The sequence below is a fragment of the Thermobacillus xylanilyticus genome (assembly GCF_907165215.1).
GTDB lineage: Bacteria > Bacillota > Bacilli > Paenibacillales > Paenibacillaceae > Thermobacillus > Thermobacillus xylanilyticus.
Map to the genome: position 1 here is coordinate 16,441 of NZ_CAJRAY010000033.1, position 16,131 is coordinate 32,571.

At 66.8% G+C, this 16,131-nt stretch carries 9 protein-coding genes; 5 read left to right on the forward strand and 4 right to left on the reverse strand.

Annotated elements, in window-relative coordinates; genetic code table 11:
• Positions 1-871 precede the first annotated feature (871 nt).
• Both KJQ12_RS07090 and KJQ12_RS07095 read left to right on the forward strand, forming a co-directional pair.
• Positions 872-9,283 carry a GH36-type glycosyl hydrolase domain-containing protein gene (locus KJQ12_RS07090; protein WP_213484052.1) on the forward strand — a complete coding sequence of 2,804 codons (8,412 nt, stop codon included), beginning with the start codon at positions 872-874 and terminating at the stop codon, positions 9,281-9,283.
• A gap of 379 nt (positions 9,284-9,662) precedes the next feature.
• Entirely contained in the window at positions 9,663-10,511 is an 849-nt protein-coding gene (locus KJQ12_RS07095) for a hypothetical protein (protein ID WP_213484053.1), read from the forward strand.
• Here KJQ12_RS07095 and KJQ12_RS07100 read toward each other — a convergent pair.
• Positions 10,505-11,461 carry a D-2-hydroxyacid dehydrogenase gene (locus tag KJQ12_RS07100; protein WP_015253887.1) on the reverse strand — a complete coding sequence of 319 codons (957 nt, stop codon included), beginning with the start codon at positions 11,459-11,461 and terminating at the stop codon, positions 10,505-10,507. The two genes, KJQ12_RS07095 and KJQ12_RS07100, sit on opposite strands and share 7 nt — an antisense overlap.
• Before the next feature lie 185 nt (positions 11,462-11,646).
• Here KJQ12_RS07100 and KJQ12_RS07105 point away from each other — a divergent pair, with 185 nt between their 5' ends.
• Both KJQ12_RS07105 and trhA read left to right on the forward strand, forming a co-directional pair.
• Positions 11,647-12,672, forward strand: coding sequence for an NADH:flavin oxidoreductase/NADH oxidase (locus tag KJQ12_RS07105; RefSeq protein ID WP_213484054.1), 1,026 nt, complete (start codon positions 11,647-11,649; stop codon positions 12,670-12,672).
• Positions 12,673-12,850: 178 nt separating this feature from the next.
• Complete coding sequence (gene trhA / locus KJQ12_RS07110; RefSeq protein WP_015253889.1) at positions 12,851-13,492, forward strand: PAQR family membrane homeostasis protein TrhA; 642 nt, start codon at positions 12,851-12,853, stop codon at positions 13,490-13,492.
• A gap of 155 nt (positions 13,493-13,647) precedes the next feature.
• Here the strand turns inward: trhA and KJQ12_RS07115 are convergent, their stop codons facing one another.
• Positions 13,648-14,502, reverse strand: coding sequence for an SDR family NAD(P)-dependent oxidoreductase (locus KJQ12_RS07115; protein ID WP_244860480.1), 855 nt, complete (start codon positions 14,500-14,502; stop codon positions 13,648-13,650).
• The gene (locus KJQ12_RS07120; protein ID WP_015253891.1) at positions 14,499-14,843 is read right to left on the reverse strand and encodes a helix-turn-helix domain-containing protein; all 345 of its coding nucleotides are present in this window, start codon (positions 14,841-14,843) and stop codon (positions 14,499-14,501) included. Before KJQ12_RS07120 ends, KJQ12_RS07115 begins: the two co-directional genes overlap by 4 nt.
• A 191-nt stretch (positions 14,844-15,034) precedes the next feature.
• Between KJQ12_RS07120 and KJQ12_RS07125 the strand changes: the two genes are divergently transcribed.
• Complete coding sequence (locus KJQ12_RS07125; RefSeq protein WP_015253892.1) at positions 15,035-15,184, forward strand: hypothetical protein; 150 nt, start codon at positions 15,035-15,037, stop codon at positions 15,182-15,184.
• Between the two features lie 18 nt (positions 15,185-15,202).
• On the opposite strand, the gene KJQ12_RS07130 is transcribed toward KJQ12_RS07125, so the two are convergent.
• Positions 15,203-15,982 (reverse strand): lipase family protein, encoded by a 780-nt coding sequence (locus KJQ12_RS07130; protein ID WP_213484056.1) that lies wholly within the window; start codon positions 15,980-15,982, stop codon positions 15,203-15,205.
• Positions 15,983-16,131 lie beyond the last annotated feature (149 nt).

Here is a 16,131-nt window from a genome sequence, read left to right on the forward strand (position 1 = left end):
TGGCATGCACGCTACAGGCGCCCCGGCGGTCCTCTGCGCGCCGCTGTAGCGCGATATGCACGTTACAGGCGCCCCGGCGGGCCTCTGCGCGCCGCTGTAGCGCGATATGCACGTTACAGGCCCATCGGCTGGGCACTGCGCGACGCTGTAGCGCGGTATGCACGTTACAGGCCTATCGGCGGGGCTTCGCGCGAGGCTGTAACGTGGTATGCACGCTACAGGCGCCCCGGCGGGCCTCTGCGCGCCGCTGTAACGTGGTATGCGCGCTACAGGCGCCCCGGCGGTCCTCTGCGCGCCGCTGTAACGTGGCATGCACGCTACAGGCGCCCCGGCGGGCCTCTGCGCGCCGCTGTAGCGCGATATGCACGTTACAGGCCCATCGGCTGGGCACTGCGCGCCGCTGTAGCGCGATATGCACGTTACAGGCGCCCCGGCGGGCCTCTGCGCGCCGCTGTAACGTGGTATGCGCGCTACAGGCGCCCCGGCGGGCCTCTGCGCGCCGCTGTAGCGCGATATGCACGTTACAGGCCCATCGGCTGGGCACTGCGCGACGCTGTAGCGCGGTATGCACGTTACAGGCCTATCCGCGGGGCTTCGCGCGAGGCTGTAACGTGGTATGCGCGCTACAGGCGCACCGGCTTTGCTCCACGCACCGCCACGTTCATAGCAGCCGCACCGAATCGGGACTGTCCGCATGGACGGTCCTTATTTTTTTTGTCGACGGCATGCCCTTTTCCGCTCTCCGAAAACGTTCTTCACAATCCGCCACAAAGTCCCCCCTTTCGCCTCCCGGTCATAAAAAACGCCCGTCGTGGGAATATTTAACTTCGTGACTTTACCTGAAATTACGACATCGATCACGGGAGGACTCATGATTCTGAACGAGGAGCAGCTTCGGCGCAGGGCGCGGGAGCTGGCTTTGACGCATACGTTGTCCGGCGGCGGCCTTCGCGCATCATCCGCCTTGATCCGCGGATTCGACCGCGACGCCACGGAACTTCGGGAATACGCGCTCAGACTTCAGCGGGAGGGACAAAGCGGGACGAGACCGGCCGAAGAATGGCTGCTCGATCATGCGGACTTCATCGCCGAACAAACCCTTCATATCCGCAAAATGATCCGCAGAGACGAAACGCGCCGCCTGCCCGCGCTGTCCGGCAGCCGGGAGCTGCGCGTGCTGTCGCTCTGCGCGGATTATCTGGAGCATACGGACGGCCTGTTCGACGCCGATCTGCTCGCCGCGTATGCGGACGCGTATCAGGACATCGCCGTCCTGACGATCGGCGAGGTCGCGATGATGCCGCTGTTTGTCCGCATCGCGGTCATCCGGCGGCTGGCCGGCCTGGTCCGCACATTGAAAGAACGCCGCGAGGCGGGGGATCGAATCGACCGCATTCTGGAACCGTTCGCGGAGAAAACGCCCTCGGCGACCGCCATCCGGGATGCGCTGGACAGCGCCGGCGAGACGCTGCCGCTCTCCGGTCCGACCATCGTCCATCTCGTCGACCGGCTCGGCGAAATGGCCGAATACGCGGGCGACGTGCGGGAATGGCTCGTCTGCCGGCTCGATCCGGAACAGGAAAGTCTGGAGCGGATCATCGCGCACGAGCACAGGCTGCAGGCGTCGTACGAAGTGTCGGCGAGCCACGCGATCCAATCGCTGCGGCGGCTGGACCGCCTGGACTGGAGCGGCATGTTCGAGCGGCTCTGCCATGTCGACCGGGTGCTCCGGACGGAGGCGGCGGGCACGTACCCGCTGCTCGACGCTTCCAGCCGGCAGGTGCTGCTCGGCCGGGTGCAGGTGCTGGCCCGACGCATGCGCGTGCCCGAGACGCTGGCGGCGAAACAGGCGGTGGAACTTGCCGCCCGCTATGGCGAGCGCCCGGACCGCGCCGGTCAACAGGGGCGGGCCGACGTGACGCAGGCCGGGAAGGCCGATGCGCTGCGGACCGGCCAGACCGAGGAGCAGAATTGCCAGGACGGCGGCATCCTGCCGCGCCCGGCCTACGCGGCGTATTATCTGCTTGATCCGCGCGGCGTCCGGGCGCTCTGGCGCGCGCTGAAACTGTGCGCGAAACCGCGCGCCATGCCCCGGGCGGCGATCAAACAGATGCGCCTTCCCGCTTACTTCGGCGCGCTGGCCGGCGTTTTCGCCGCCCTGTGGGCGCTCGCCGTCTGGCTGGCGGCGCCCGCTTTCGGCGCCTCCGGCGGACAGGCCGTCCTGGCCGCGGTGACGGCGCTTCTGCTCGCGTTTCCGGCGAGCGAATGGGCCGTGCAGATCGTGCACCAGTCCATCTGCGCGTACTGCCAGTCGCGGCCGCTGCTGCGCTACGACTATTCCACGGGCATTCCGGATGACGCCGCGGCGATGGTCGTCGTGCCGGTGATCTGGACCAGCCCCTCGCAGGTTCGCGAGAGCGCCGAGCGCCTCGAACTCCATTATCTTGCCAACCGGGACCCGAATCTGCATTTCGCGCTGCTCGGCGATTTCGCCGATGCGGACGCGGAGACGAAGGAAGAGGACCAGGCGATCGCCGATGAAGCCGTCCGCGCCATCGAGGCGCTCAACCGGGCATACGGCTCGGAAGGCGGTTCGACATTTCACGTGTACATCCGGCGCAGAACCTGGAACGAAGCGGACAAAGTCTGGATGGGCTGGGAGCGGAAACGCGGCAAGCTGGTCGAATTTGCGGATTTGCTGCGCGGCGAATCGAACACGTCTTACGCCGTGCGCGTCGGCGATCCGTCGGTGCTGCCCGGCATCCGCTACCTCATCACGCTGGATGCCGACACGCAGCTCCCGATCGGCGCGGCGCAGCGGATGATCGGGACGATGCATTACCCGTACAACCGTCCGCGGCTGAACAAGGAAGGCACGCGCGTGGAGGAAGGCTACGGCGTCCTGCAGCCGCGCATCGGCGTCAGCCACGAATCGGCGATGCGTTCCCGGTTCGCCAGACTCTGGTCCGGCGAACCGGGCATCGATCCTTACGCGTTCGCCGTGTCGGACCCGTACCAGGACGGTCTGGACGTCGGGATTTTTACGGGCAAAGGCATCATCGACGTCGACGCGTTCCGCGCGGTGCTCCGCGAGCGCATTCCGGACAACCGGGTGCTGAGCCACGATCTGCTGGAAGGCGGCTTCCTGCGCAGCGGGCTGCTGCCCGACATCGAGCTGGTGGACGGCCATCCGGCGACGTTCAGCGCCTACCAGCACCGGCAGCACCGCTGGATACGCGGGGACTGGCAGCTGCTGGGCTGGCTGCGCCGCACGGCGGAAGACCGCAGCGGGCGGAAGCGGCGCGTCGACCTGTCGCCGCTGACGCGCTGGCAGATCACCGACAATCTGCGCCGCAGCCTGCTCACCCCCGCGCTGCTCGTGCTGCTCGTGCTGGCCATGCTCCTGCCGGCCGGATCCGGAACGGCCGTCGCCGTCATCGCGCTGGCGACGCTGGCGATGCCGGTGTGGCGCGCGCTCGCCGCGCCCGGGCGGCTCATCCGCCGTCCGTCCGTCCTCGCCATAGCCGCCGGGCAGTCGCTGTCGGCGCTCGCGACGCTGCCCTATCAGGCGGTCATGACCGTCGACGCGATCGCCCGGGCGCTCTACCGGATGGCCGTCTCCCGCCGGAAACTGCTGGAATGGATCAGCTCGGCGGAAGTCGAGCGGCTCAGCCCGCGCCGGTTGATGGGGCTGGAATGGGGGCTTGCGCTTGCCATCGCGACCGGAATTCTGGCGTTTTTCGCCGCTTCGCCCGCCCAGACGGCCATCGGCCTTTCGCTTGCCGCGATCTGGGCGGCGGCTCCCGTCGTCATCGGCTGGTTGGACAAGTCCGCTCCGGCCGGCGAAGACGGATTGACGGAGGCGGAGCGGAACGAACTGCGGAAGCTGGCCGCGGATATCTGGCGCTTCTATGAAGACTACACGACGGAGCGGGACAACTGGCTGCCGCCGGACAACGTGCAGATCGATCCGCCGGTCGGCGTCGCCCACCGCACGTCGCCGACGAACATCGGCATGCTGATCGCCTGCACGGTGACGGCGCGGGATTTCGGGTTCATCGACACGCCCGGCATGATCGAGCGGCTGGAGCGGACGATCGGCACGGTCGAGCGGATGGAAAAATGGAACGGCCACCTCTACAACTGGTACAACACGGAGACGCTTCGTCCGCTGCCGCCGCAATACGTGTCGACCGTCGACTCGGGGAACCTGGTCGGCTGCCTGATCGCCGCGAAGGAAGGGCTCGCCGAGTGGCTCAGGCGCGATTATCCGGACGGAGAAGCGGAGGAGGGCGCCGGTAAGCGCATGGCGTCGACCACCGGGGAACGGGAGCCGTCCGCGCCGCGCGGACCGGAGCGGCTGCAGCCGGTGACGGCCGATCTTGAGGCGTCGGCGGAACCGGTCGGCGCGTACGGCTTGTCCCGCCCGCAGGCCGAAACCGGCGATTGGGCAGCCCGCGGACGCCGGCTCATCGAGCGGATGGAGGCGCTCATCGCCGGCACCGATTTCCGGCCGCTGTTCGATCCCGCAACCAAGTTGTTCAGCCTCGGCTGCCACACCGCAACCGGGGAGAAAGAGACGATTCTTTACGATCTGCTCGCCTCGGAAGCCCGGCAGGCGAGCTTCATCGCGATCGCGCTCGGACAGGTGCCCGTCTCGCACTGGTTCAAGCTCGGCCGCGCCATGACCCGGACCGGCGGCGGCAAGGCGCTCGTCTCCTGGTCGGGCACGATGTTCGAATATTTGATGCCGCCGCTGCTCATGCGCACCTTCGCAGGGACGGTCTGGGACGCCACCTACCGCGCCGTCATCCGCAAGCAGGCGGAGTACGCGCGGCTGCGCGGCGTGCCGATGGGCATTTCGGAGTCGGGCTACTATGCGTTCGACTTCCAGATGAACTATCAATACCGGGCGTTCGGGGTGCCCGGCCTCGGGTTCAAGCGCGGCCTTGAGACGGATCTCGTCGTCGCGCCTTACGCCACGGTCATGGTGCTGCCCTACGAGCCGCGGCTCGCGATGGATGAACTGAGGAAAATGGAAGCGCTCGGCGCGCGCGGAGAATACGGCTACTACGAAGCGATTGACTGTACCCGCGAACGTCTGCCCGAGGGCAAAACGAGCGTCGTGATCCGCAGCTTCATGGCGCACCACCAGGGCATGATGCTGCTCACCCTCGGCAATCTGCTGCTGGATTCCAGCATGGTGGACCGCTTCCATGCCGACAAGCGCGTCCGCTCCGCCGAGCTGCTGCTGCAGGAGCGGGTGCCCGAACGTCCGGCGCTCGTGCTGCACGCGGCCGCCGCGCCGCTCCGCATGCAGGATCCGGACCAGCGGCTGAAGGCGCCGCAGCGGACGTTCCGCACGCCGCATCCGCCGCATCCGGAAGTATGCGTGCTGTCGAACGGGTCCTTCACGACCGTCGTCACCGCCTCCGGGAACGGCTTCATGCGCAGCGACGGGTTGGCGGTGACGCGCTGGCGGGAAGACGCCTGCGCCGACGAGTGGGGAAGCGGCGTCTATATCCGCGATGTCGAGGGGGAGACGGTCTGGTCGGCCGCATGGCACCCGACCGGTTCGGCCGGGGACGAATACGCGGCGGAGTTCTCGCTGGAGCAGGCGCGGTTCATGCGCCGGGACGGCGACATCCGGACGACGATGGATATATGCGTCTCGGCCGAAGGAAACGCGGAAATCCGCCGGATTACGATCACGAACCTGGGCGAAACCGCCCGGCTGCTCGAGGCGACGACCTTCGTCGAACTGGCCTTGGCCGAACCGGCGGCGGACGCGGCGCATCCCGCGTTCAGCAAGCTGTTCATCGAAACGTCGTTCGATGAAGGGCAGGAAGCGCTGCTTGCCCGGCGCAGACCGCGGAGTGGCGGCGACCGGCCGGTCTGGGCGGTGCACGGACTCATTCCGTGCGGGGAATCGGTCGGTCCGATCGAATACGAGACCGACCGGGCGCGGTTCATCGGGCGCGGCGGGTCGATGCGGGAACCGCAGGCGATCCGTTCGCGGCTCACCGGCACGGTCGGCGCGGTGGTCGACCCGATCTTTGCCGTGCGCAGGCGATTTTCCGTGCAGGCGGGCGGCCAGGTGAAATTGATCGTCGTCACGGGGACGGCCGCATCGCGGGAGGAAGCGCTCGAGCTGTACGGCAGATTCAGCACGGCGCAGCAGGTGGAGCGCGCCTTCCAGCTCGCCTGGACGCGCAGCCGGATCGAGCTGCATCACCTGCACATGCAGTCGGCGGAAGCTTCGCTCTGCCATGTCCTGGCGGGGCGCGTGCTGTATACGCCGCCGCTGCAGGCGGAGCGGGCCGAGGCGCTTGGCCGCGGCCCGTTCAGCCAGTCCGAGCTGTGGCCGCTCGGCATTTCCGGCGATCTGCCGATCGTACTTGTGCTGGCGCAGGATACCGCGGGCACGGCGACGGCGGCGGAGCTCATTCGCTGCCACGAATGGCTGCGCCGCGGCGGCATCGTGTTCGATCTGGTGTTCCTGATCGAATCGCCGGGCGGTTACCAGCAGGAATTGCGCGACCGTCTCACGCGGCTGATCGAACAGTCCGTGCCGCGCATGTACGACGACCGTCCGGGGCATACGTACGCGCTGAGTGCCGATCAGCTGCGGGAAGAGGATAAGCGGCTGCTCGCCGCCTCCGCCCGGATCATCCTCCGCCTGGACGGGTCCAGCCTGCGCGCGCAGCTGCGCATCATGTCCGCGGCGGCCAAGGCGGCTGCGCCGGCATTTGTGCCGGCGGCCGCGGACGCCGAGGCGGCGGATGTCGACGCCGGTCTGGCGGAAGAGGCGCGGGAAGGGCTGGTGCTGTGGAACGGCTGGGGCGGTTTTGTCCCGGACGGTTCCGAGTACCGGATCGTGCTGCCCGAACGCAAAAGCCTGCCCGCTCCCTGGTCGAATGTGGCGGCGAACCCGGACTTCGGCTTCCTGATCACCGAGCGCGGCACGGGCTACACCTGGTTCCGGAACAGCCGCGAGTTCAAGCTGACGCCCTGGTCGAACGATCCGGTGCTCGATCCGGCCGGGGAAGCGTGCTACATCCGCGACGAGGAGACGGGGCGGTTCTGGTCGATCACCCCGGCGCCGGCCGGCGGTCCGGGCGCGGCGGTCGTCTCCCACGGCCGCGGGTATTCGCGGTTCGAGCGCCGATGCTTCGGCATCCGCCAGACGATGACGGTGTTCACCGCGCGGCACGATCCCGTGAAAATTACGGAGATCCACCTCGTGAACACGGGGAACCGGCGGCGCCGTCTGTCCGTTACCGGGTATGTCTCCTGGGTGCTTGGCGTCAGCCGGGAAAACGGCGCGCCGTACATCGGGTCGGAATGGGACGGCAGGGCGCTGTACGCCCGCAACGCCTGGCAGGAAACGTTCCGGTCCGAGACGGCGTTTCTCGGCATCGCCGCGGATGAAGGCGAAGGCGGGCCGGCCGTCTGCACGGCCGACCGGCGCGAATTTATCGGCCGGGGCGGCAGCATGGCCGAGCCGGCGGCGATGAAGCGCCGGACCCTGTCGGGGGCCGTGGGCCGGTTCGCCGACAACTGCGGCGCCGTGCAGCTGGTGATCGAGCTGGAACCGGGCGCAGAGCGGACGGTATGCCTCCTGCTCGGCTGCGGCCGGGATATTGAAGAAGCACGGGCGCTCGTCTCGGCGTATGCGAACGTGGAGCGGTGCAGGGATGCTTTCGGCGAAGCGGCGGGCTTCTGGGCGGAGACGCTCGGACAGCTCCGGGTCGCAACGCCCGATCCCGCGATGGATATGCTGCTGAACGGCTGGCTGCTCTATCAGACGCTATCCTGCCGGATGTGGGCGCGCTCCGCCTTCTATCAGTCCGGCGGCGCGTACGGCTTCCGCGACCAGCTCCAGGATTCACTGGCGCTGCTGCATACCCGGCCGGATCTGACGCGCAACCAAATTCTGATCCACGCCGCCCATCAGTACCGGGAAGGCGACGTGCAGCACTGGTGGCACGAGGAGACAAAGCGGGGCGTCCGTACCCGCTATTCGGACGACCTGCTCTGGCTGCCCTACGCGACCGCGCGCTATGTGCTGCACACGGGCGACATGAGCTTGCTGGACGAGACGCGGCCGTTCCTGGTCAGCGAGGAGCTGGGCGAAGGCGAGCATGAGCGCTACGAGCAGACGGTCGAATCGGACGAAGCCGGCACGGTCTACGAGCACTGCCTGCGCGCGATCGGCCGCGCGCTCCGCTTCGGCAGCCACGGCCTGCCGCTCATGGGCATCGGCGACTGGAACGACGGGATGAACAGCGTCGGCAGCGAAGGCCGGGGCGAGAGCGTCTGGCTCGGCTGGTTCCTGATCACGGTGCTGGATCTGTTCTCGCGGGTATGCGAACGGCGCGGCGACGGTGTCCGGGCCGCCGAAATGCGGCGGACGCGGGAGTCGCTTGCGGAGGCGCTGAACCGGCACGCGTGGGACGGCGAATGGTACCGGCGGGCGTTCACCGACGGCGGCGAATGGCTCGGCACGAACGGCGGGCGCGAATGCCGCATCGACGCGATCGCCCAGTCATGGTCCGTCATTTCGGGCGGCGCGCCGCCCGAGCGGGCGCTGCGGGCGATGCAGTCGTTCGACCGCGAGCTGGTCGATCGGACGGCACTGGTCGCGCGGCTGCTGACGCCGCCGTTCGACACGACCGATCCGTCGCCCGGCTATATCCAGGGCTATCCGCCCGGCATTCGGGAGAACGGCGGCCAGTACACGCACGGCGTCATCTGGAGCATCGTCGCCTGGGCCGTCCTGGGCGACGGGGACAAGGCGTTCGAGTTGTTCGATCTGCTGAACCCGATCCGGCACACCTCGTCGCCCCGCGACATCGGCGTGTACCTCGGCGAGCCGTATGCCATGGCGGCGGACGTATACATGTCGAATCCGTACCGCGGCCGGGCAGGCTGGACGTGGTACACGGGCGCCGCCGGCTGGATGTACCAGGCCGGGCTTGAGTGGATTCTCGGCATCCGCAGGGAAGGCAGCCGGCTGTTCCTGGAACCGCGGATTCCGGCGGGATGGCCGGGCTATTCGGCCGAGTACCGGTACGGCGGCAGCGTGTACGCGATCGAGGTGCGGAATCGGCAGTCCGGCGGTACCGGGCCGGGCCTTACGGTCGACGGCAAGCCGGTGCCGGCGGAGCCGGGGGCCGATGCGGCCGGCCATTCGCCGGCATCGGCGACGGCCGCGCCCGGCGGCTGGCATGTCGCCCTCGTCGACGACGGCGCCCGGCACGAAATCGTGCTGCAGTTGTGACGGCACGTCCCTGCCCCTATGCGGGGCGGGGATTTTGTTTGTCCGGGCCGGCCGGCCGGCGGGCTCTGACCAAAACCCGGCTGGAAAACAATGCGGCGCAACGGCATAATGGGTCATACCGGATGCCCCGCAAACGAAGAAAATACTTCGCAAACGGCGGCACCACGCTGGCGGCGAAGCCGGATCAAGCATCACAATCGGATCAGGTGCCGCAATCGGAGCAACACTATGTACGGAACAATTTCCCGAACCGGGGACATCGCAACCGGAGACAAGATCATCGGAGAGAAGATTCCGCACACGGATACTGCATCGGAGGAGAACATAGGAGGAGCATCCATGCGATCGGAGCACCATGTCGGAAAGGGGCTGAGGCATCATGAATGGCGGTGTCGATCTGTATCTGCTTGCCGGCGTCAAGACGTGGCCGACCTATTTCCGGGAACCGGCAGAACGGCTGAAGGCGATGAGCATCGAGGCGGGGTATGCGGACGCTGACGTACACGTGTTGTACCCGTACGGCGACCATACGATCCCGCTGCACCGCCAGCTGCGGGAAGTGGCGCGGGATGTGGCGCGCAGGCTGGCGCTCGCGGCTGACAATCTGCAGCCTGCCATCGACCGGCTGGGCGATTTGCAGATGGAAGCTGCCGGCGAGTATGCATCGGCCGAAGGCTCGCCGCGGCACGGCGCAGCCGCGCAGCCGGCCGCGCCCCGGAGCAGCGCGCTTGAGGCGCCGGCGGAGCCGATCGTCGAGGCGATCCGCGAGCGCTCGGCGGGCCGCGTCGTCGTGCTGATCGGTCACAGCGGCGGCGGCGTCGCTGCTTACCATGCGGGGCGGCGCCTGCTGGCCGAGGGCGCCGTGCGCGACTGCCGAATCGTCCAGATCGGCTCGCCGAAGGTGCGCATCCATCCCGCCTTGCGGGACCGGACGGCGTATTTCTATGCGACGGACGAACGCGGCCGCATCCGCGATCCGATCACGCGGCTCGGCACGTGGGGCGGCATCCGCAAAGCCGCCGCCGGCATTCCGGTCTGGGATTCGCGCCGGTGGGCGCCGGGCCATATCGCCGCCATCACGATCGACGGCGGGCACAAGGACTATTTTCAGCACGGGCCGTCCGGCGCGGCGGCGAAGACGACGAACCTGGAGCGAACGGCCGCGGCGGTCCTGGACTGGCTGGTCCGCTCGCTCCGGCCGGTACGGCCGCCTTCCCCGGCTCAGTAGCCTTTGTCGTAGTTGACGAGATTGATCAGCCGGTCCGTCTCTCCGCGCAGATAGATCTCCAGGTTGGCCGCGAACAGATCGGCGACCCGCTCTTTCAGCCGGTTCGTGTGGCCGGCGGTGTGCGGCGTCAGGATGACGTTGTCGAGCGCCCAGAGCGGATGCCCGGACGGCAGCGGCTCCTCCTCGAACACGTCGAGCCCGGCGCCCGCGATCCGGCGTTCGCGCAACGCTTCGACCAGCGCCTCCGTCTTGACGCTCGCGCCGCGTCCGACATTGATGAAGAACGCGGTCGGCTTCATCAGGCGGAAACGCGCTTCGTCGAAAATGCCGCGCGTCTCGGGCGTATCCGGCAGCACGTTCACGATATAGTCGCTCTCGGCGATCGCCTCGTCGAGCTTGTCCATTCCGTCCACCCGGTCGTAGGCGGGCTGCGGAGCGGGCGTGCGGCGGATGCCGATCGTGCGCATGCCGAAGGCGCGCGCCAGTTCGGCGATCCGTGTGCCGATGGCGCCGGCGCCGACGATGAGCGCCGTCCGTCCATACAGTTCCGACAGCTCGGACGGGCGGTGCCATTCCCCGGCCATCTGGCTGCGCACGGCGATATGGATGCCCCGCGTCAGGCCGAGCATGTGCGCGAGGGCCGTCTCCGCCACGGCGACCGAGTGCACGCCGGCGGCGTCGGTGAGCAGCACGCCGCGCTGCCGCAGCTTCTCGAGCGGCAGGCTGTCGATGCCGGCCGACCACGTCTGTACCCAGCGCAGCTTCGCACCTTCCTGCAGGCAAATTTCCGCGACCCGGTCGTTCCAGCCGCACACCGCTTCCGCATCCCGATAGACGTCAGGCCCGATTTCGGCCGAACGTCCGAAAACGATGGTGGCACCGGGCGCTGCCCGGCGGATTTTCTCCTGTTCTTCGGGGCCGAATCCGTGCAGGCACAGTATGGTTCCCATCGGTCTTGTCCTCCGTTTCTCGTGATGAATTCCTGAACATTATAGCACAACCGCAACACGGGCCGGGAAAATGGATGCGGGTGAACGATCGAAAAATCCGATTTTTCCGGCCAAGGAAGATATTTTATAATGGGAATGTGCGAAATGCTTGCGTACAAGCAATAATTTGCAAAGGACGTGAAACGATGGTCGGATTGGAGACGCCGTTTGAACACAAAGGGCTCAAGCTGCGCAACCGGATCGTCATGCCGCCCATGTGCCAGTACTCGGCGCACGGCCAGGACGGCATGCCGACGGAATGGCATTATGTCCATTATGTATCCCGCGCGGTCGGCGGCACCGGGCTGATCATCATCGAGATGACGAACGTCGAGCCGGCCGGCCGCATTTCGAACCGCTGCCTCGGTCTCTGGTCGGACGATCATGTGCCGGCGTTCCGCCGCATCATCCGCGCGTGCCAGGAGCACGGCGCGAAGGTCGCGATCCAGATCGCGCACGCCGGCCGGAAGGCGGAGGACGAGCCGGTGCCCGTCGGTCCGATGGCCGAAGCCTACAGCGAGCGGTACAGAACGCCGCGCGCCCTGATGACGGAGGAAGTGAAAGGGCTCGTGGTCAAATTCGCCGAGGCTGCCAGACGGGCGGTGGAAGCCGGAGTCGACGCCGTCGAGCTGCACGGCGCGCACGGTTACCTGATCCACCAGTTCCTCTCGCCGTATTCGAACCGGCGCGACGACGAATACGGCCGCGACCGCGTATTGTTCGCCGAAGAAGTCGTCCGGGCCGTCAAGGCGGTGCTGCCGCCCGACATGCCGCTGATCTTCCGGCTGTCGGCCGTCGAATACGTCGACGGCGGCTACGACATCGACTACTCGATCGATTTCGGCAAGCGGCTCCAGGCGGCGGGAGTCGATATCTTCGACATTTCGTCGGGCGGCGAGGGCAAGCCGGGCAAACGGAAACCTTCGGACACGCCCGGCTTCCAGGTGCCTTACGCCCGCGCGTTCAAGGAAGCGCTCGGCGTTCCGGTCATCGCCGTCGGCCGGCTGGACAATCCGCAGGTGGCGCATATGGTGCTCCGGAACGGCGATGCCGATCTCGTCGGCGTCGCCCGCGGCATGCTGTACGATCCGTACTGGTCGCTGCACGCGATCCGGGAGACGACCGGGCTTTCCAAAGAGATCGCCCCGAAACAATACGAACGCGGATTTTGAGGCTCGGCGGCGGAAGAAGGACTTCGAGGGACTTCGCGGAAGAAGCGGAGTCCCTTTTTGCGCATTCGCTTTTTCTCCCGAATAGGCGTATAATGGCAGGAACGCCCCGGGCCGCCAAGGCATGCCGTCCGGTTGTGGCCGGCGCCGCATGCACCCCGGGGGCAAGGGAGGAAAAATATTGACCGAAACCTGTACGTTCACCCGGAGAGAGGAGCTCGCGAACGCCGTCACCCACGGCATCGGGGCCGTGCTCAGTCTGGCGGCGCTCGTGCTGCTCGTTCTGTTCGCGGCCGTCAAGGGCACGCCGCTGCACGTCTTCAGCTTCACCGTGTTCGGCATCGCCATGCTCCTGGTCTACACCGCATCGACGCTCGTCCACAGCCTGCCGGAAGGCCGGGCGAAACGATGGGCGGAGATCGCGGATTACGCCTGCATTTATCTGTTCATCGCCGGCACTTACACGCCGGTCGTGCTGCACGCCGTGCAGGGCGCGCTCGGCTGGACGCTGCTCGGCATCGTCTGGACCGCGGCCGTCCTCGGCATCGCGTTCCAGTCGCTTTTTCCGGGGCGATACCCGGTCGTGTCGACCTTGCTGTATCTGGCGACGGGCTGGATCATCGTCGCCGCCTGGGGGCCGATGACCGAGCGGATGGCGGCCGAAGGGCTCGTCCTGCTCGTCCTGGGAGGCGCCGCCTACACGGTCGGCACGGTCTTCTTCCTGTGGAGAAGGCTGAAATACCACCACGCCGTATGGCATCTGCTCGTCCTCGCCGGATCGGCGTTGCATTTCTGCGCCATCCTGTTCTACCTGCTGCCGTGACCGGACGCCGATCTGGTGCAGATATGCACCATGTGAGGTCGACAATGGGCATGCGGCGGGCAATCCGGTGCAGATGTGCACCACAATGCTCACTCGCGCACAACAAAGGCGGGACCCGATGGCGGCCCCGCCTTTGTGTGTGCATTGCGGATGGCTTACCCGCGCAGCATCGCCTGAATCAGCCGCTCGTAGAGCGGCCAGGGCAGCAGCGCATGCGCCGCGAGCGCGAGCCGGACGCCCGCCCCGGCCGGATAGCGGAACCGGCGGGGACGTCCGCGCGCGATGCGGACGATGAGCGCGGCGGCAAGCCGCGCATCCGGCGCACGTTCCGCGGACCGCCGGGCAAGCTCGAGCATCCGCCGGAATTGCGGGCGGTAGTCTTCGGGCGTATCCTCCGGCAGGCCGGCGAATCCTTTCGCCCAGATGCCCGTCCGGTAAGCGCCGAACTCGACCAGCGCGACGTCGATGCCGAGCGGGCGCAGCTCGTGGCGCAGCGCCTCGCTCCAGCCGGCGAGGGCGAATTTCGACGCGTTGTAGGCGGCGAAGCCGGGCAGGCCGATGCGCCCGCTGATGCTCCCGACCTGCACGATCAGGCCCGAGCCGCGCCGGCGCATGCCGGGCAGGACGGCGCGGACCGTCTCGACGGCGCCGAACAGGTTCACGTCGAACTGACGGCGCCACAGCTCCGGCGGCAATGTTTCGGTATAGCCGCCCGCGGCGAAGCCGGCGTTGTTCACAAGCAGGCCGATGCCGCCGAAGGCGGACTCCGCCTCCCGCACGGCCGTCCGGATCTGGCCCGCGTCGGTCACATCCATCTGAAGCGGGAGGATCCGGTCCGCCGCGCCGTTTACCCGCGCCCGCTCAAGCAGCGCGTTCGCGCGGGAGATGTCGCGCAGGCCGGCGGCGACGCGGTAACCGCTTTCCGCAAGGGCGATGGCGGTCTCGAGCCCGAGGCCCCCGCCCGCGCCCGTGACGAGCGCGGTGTCGATCCGTTCAGGGGCGCGCGTCACGTCGTTCCCCGCCGATCCTTCGAGCGGCGCGCCTTCCATTTCCGATACATGGCCAGGCTCTCCTGCAAATATTCAGCTTCCTCTTCCGTCAATTTCTCCTTCAGCAGATGCGGCCAGTCGGCCGTTTCCTCCTTCTTGTCGGCAGGTTCGCCGCGGCCGAACAGGTAGTCGACCGACACGCCGAACAGGTCGGCCAGCTTGACCAACGTCTGCAGATCCGGTTCGTTCACATTGTTCTCATATTGTGAGACCGTGGATTTGGCGGCGTTCAGATAGGCGGCCACCTGTTCCTGGGTCATGCCTTTCGCTTTGCGCAATTTCCGCAGTCTTTCGCCGATCATGGCGCTTTCACCCGTCTATCGTGTTAGTAGAGTTGATAACATAGTACACGATGAATGAACAAACCCCTTTTACCATTCATGAAACGTGAAAAAATCCTTGATTTTTTCGTGCAATTCTCCTATAATCAGGAAAAGCAGTTCACGTTTCATGAACAATGCGCTTGAATTCCAGATTGGTTAGGAGGGTTACAGTGACGTTCTACACAGGTGAGTCGGCATGGTTCATTGTGCTGGCTTTCATCGTTCTCACGGCGGTCGTCACCCATGAGATTCTCACCAGGCGCGCTGTCAAACGCCGCGGCTTGTCCGAGGTCGAAGACCGCCCGACGGACGGTCAATGAAAGCTTGCGAGCGGTCCATCAATCTTCATCCGTTCCGACCGACGTCCAGAGGGATGCCGCATAGGCGGGGTCCTGCAGGGCGAGCGAGCGGAAATAACCGCGGAGCGAATGATTGCCCGACCGTCGGCCGGAACGGAACTCGACGCCGATCCGCGTGCGGACATGCCGGTAGAAGTAGAAGGCGTTCGTCCTCGGCGACCACCAGATCGGGGGCGGAAGCCGGGTGACGATGTCATGCGGATTGGCGACACGATAGGAATCGGGCACCAGCTTGTCGTAACGGCAGGCGAAGCGGGGACTGCCCGCGCGCGGCGCGCCGAAGGTGTAGACGACGGGCTGCCGCCCGCCGGACGCCAGCTCGGCGGCGGCGAGCACGGCCAGCGCGCCTCCCAGGCTGTGCCCGGCAATGAACAGCGGTTTGGCGGAAGCGATCGTCTCCAGCGCTTCCGCTATTTTGCCACGCATGGATTCGTAAATGTCCGTAAATCCGGCATGGGTCCAACCCATGCGGGAATCGAACGGACAGGCGATCTGCCGGGCCATGGCGTCCGACACCCATTCATCCGTGCGAATCGTGCCCCGGAACGCGAGGACGGCGTCCCGTTCCGATTCGACCAGGAAGGCGAATGCCGTCTGATCGTCCGCGTACGCCTTGCCCGCGATGGCGGCCGTCATCCGGTACGGATGCGGCAGGACGATCGGGCCGGCCGGACGTTTGTACTGCGCGTAGGCCTGGCTCAAGACGGCCAGCAGCAGCAGCGCGCGCCTTGCGCTCCATCCCCTCGTTACTTCTGACATGCGCTCCGCCTCCCGCCCCGTTTTTGCCTCAAGGAAACTTATGACGGAAAGCCGCCGAACATGTCGGATTGCAAGCCGGAAACTCCTGGACCGTTCCAGTATTTTTCCAGCCAATGACAAAATCGCATACAACCATGGCCAAACAGGAG

Bases quoted from the DNA above. Each gene is read 5' to 3' on its own strand.
- KJQ12_RS07090 (WP_213484052.1), top strand. From the start codon at position 872: ATGATTCTGAACGAGGAGCAGCTTCGGCGCAGGGCGCGGGAGCTGGCT.
- KJQ12_RS07100 (WP_015253887.1), bottom strand. From the start codon at position 11,461: ATGGGAACCATACTGTGCCTGCACGGATTCGGCCCCGAAGAACAGGAG.
- KJQ12_RS07120 (WP_015253891.1), bottom strand. From the start codon at position 14,843: ATGATCGGCGAAAGACTGCGGAAATTGCGCAAAGCGAAAGGCATGACC.
- KJQ12_RS07105 (WP_213484054.1), top strand. From the start codon at position 11,647: ATGGTCGGATTGGAGACGCCGTTTGAACACAAAGGGCTCAAGCTGCGC.
- KJQ12_RS07130 (WP_213484056.1), bottom strand. From the start codon at position 15,982: ATGTCAGAAGTAACGAGGGGATGGAGCGCAAGGCGCGCGCTGCTGCTG.
- KJQ12_RS07095 (WP_213484053.1), top strand. From the start codon at position 9,663: ATGAATGGCGGTGTCGATCTGTATCTGCTTGCCGGCGTCAAGACGTGG.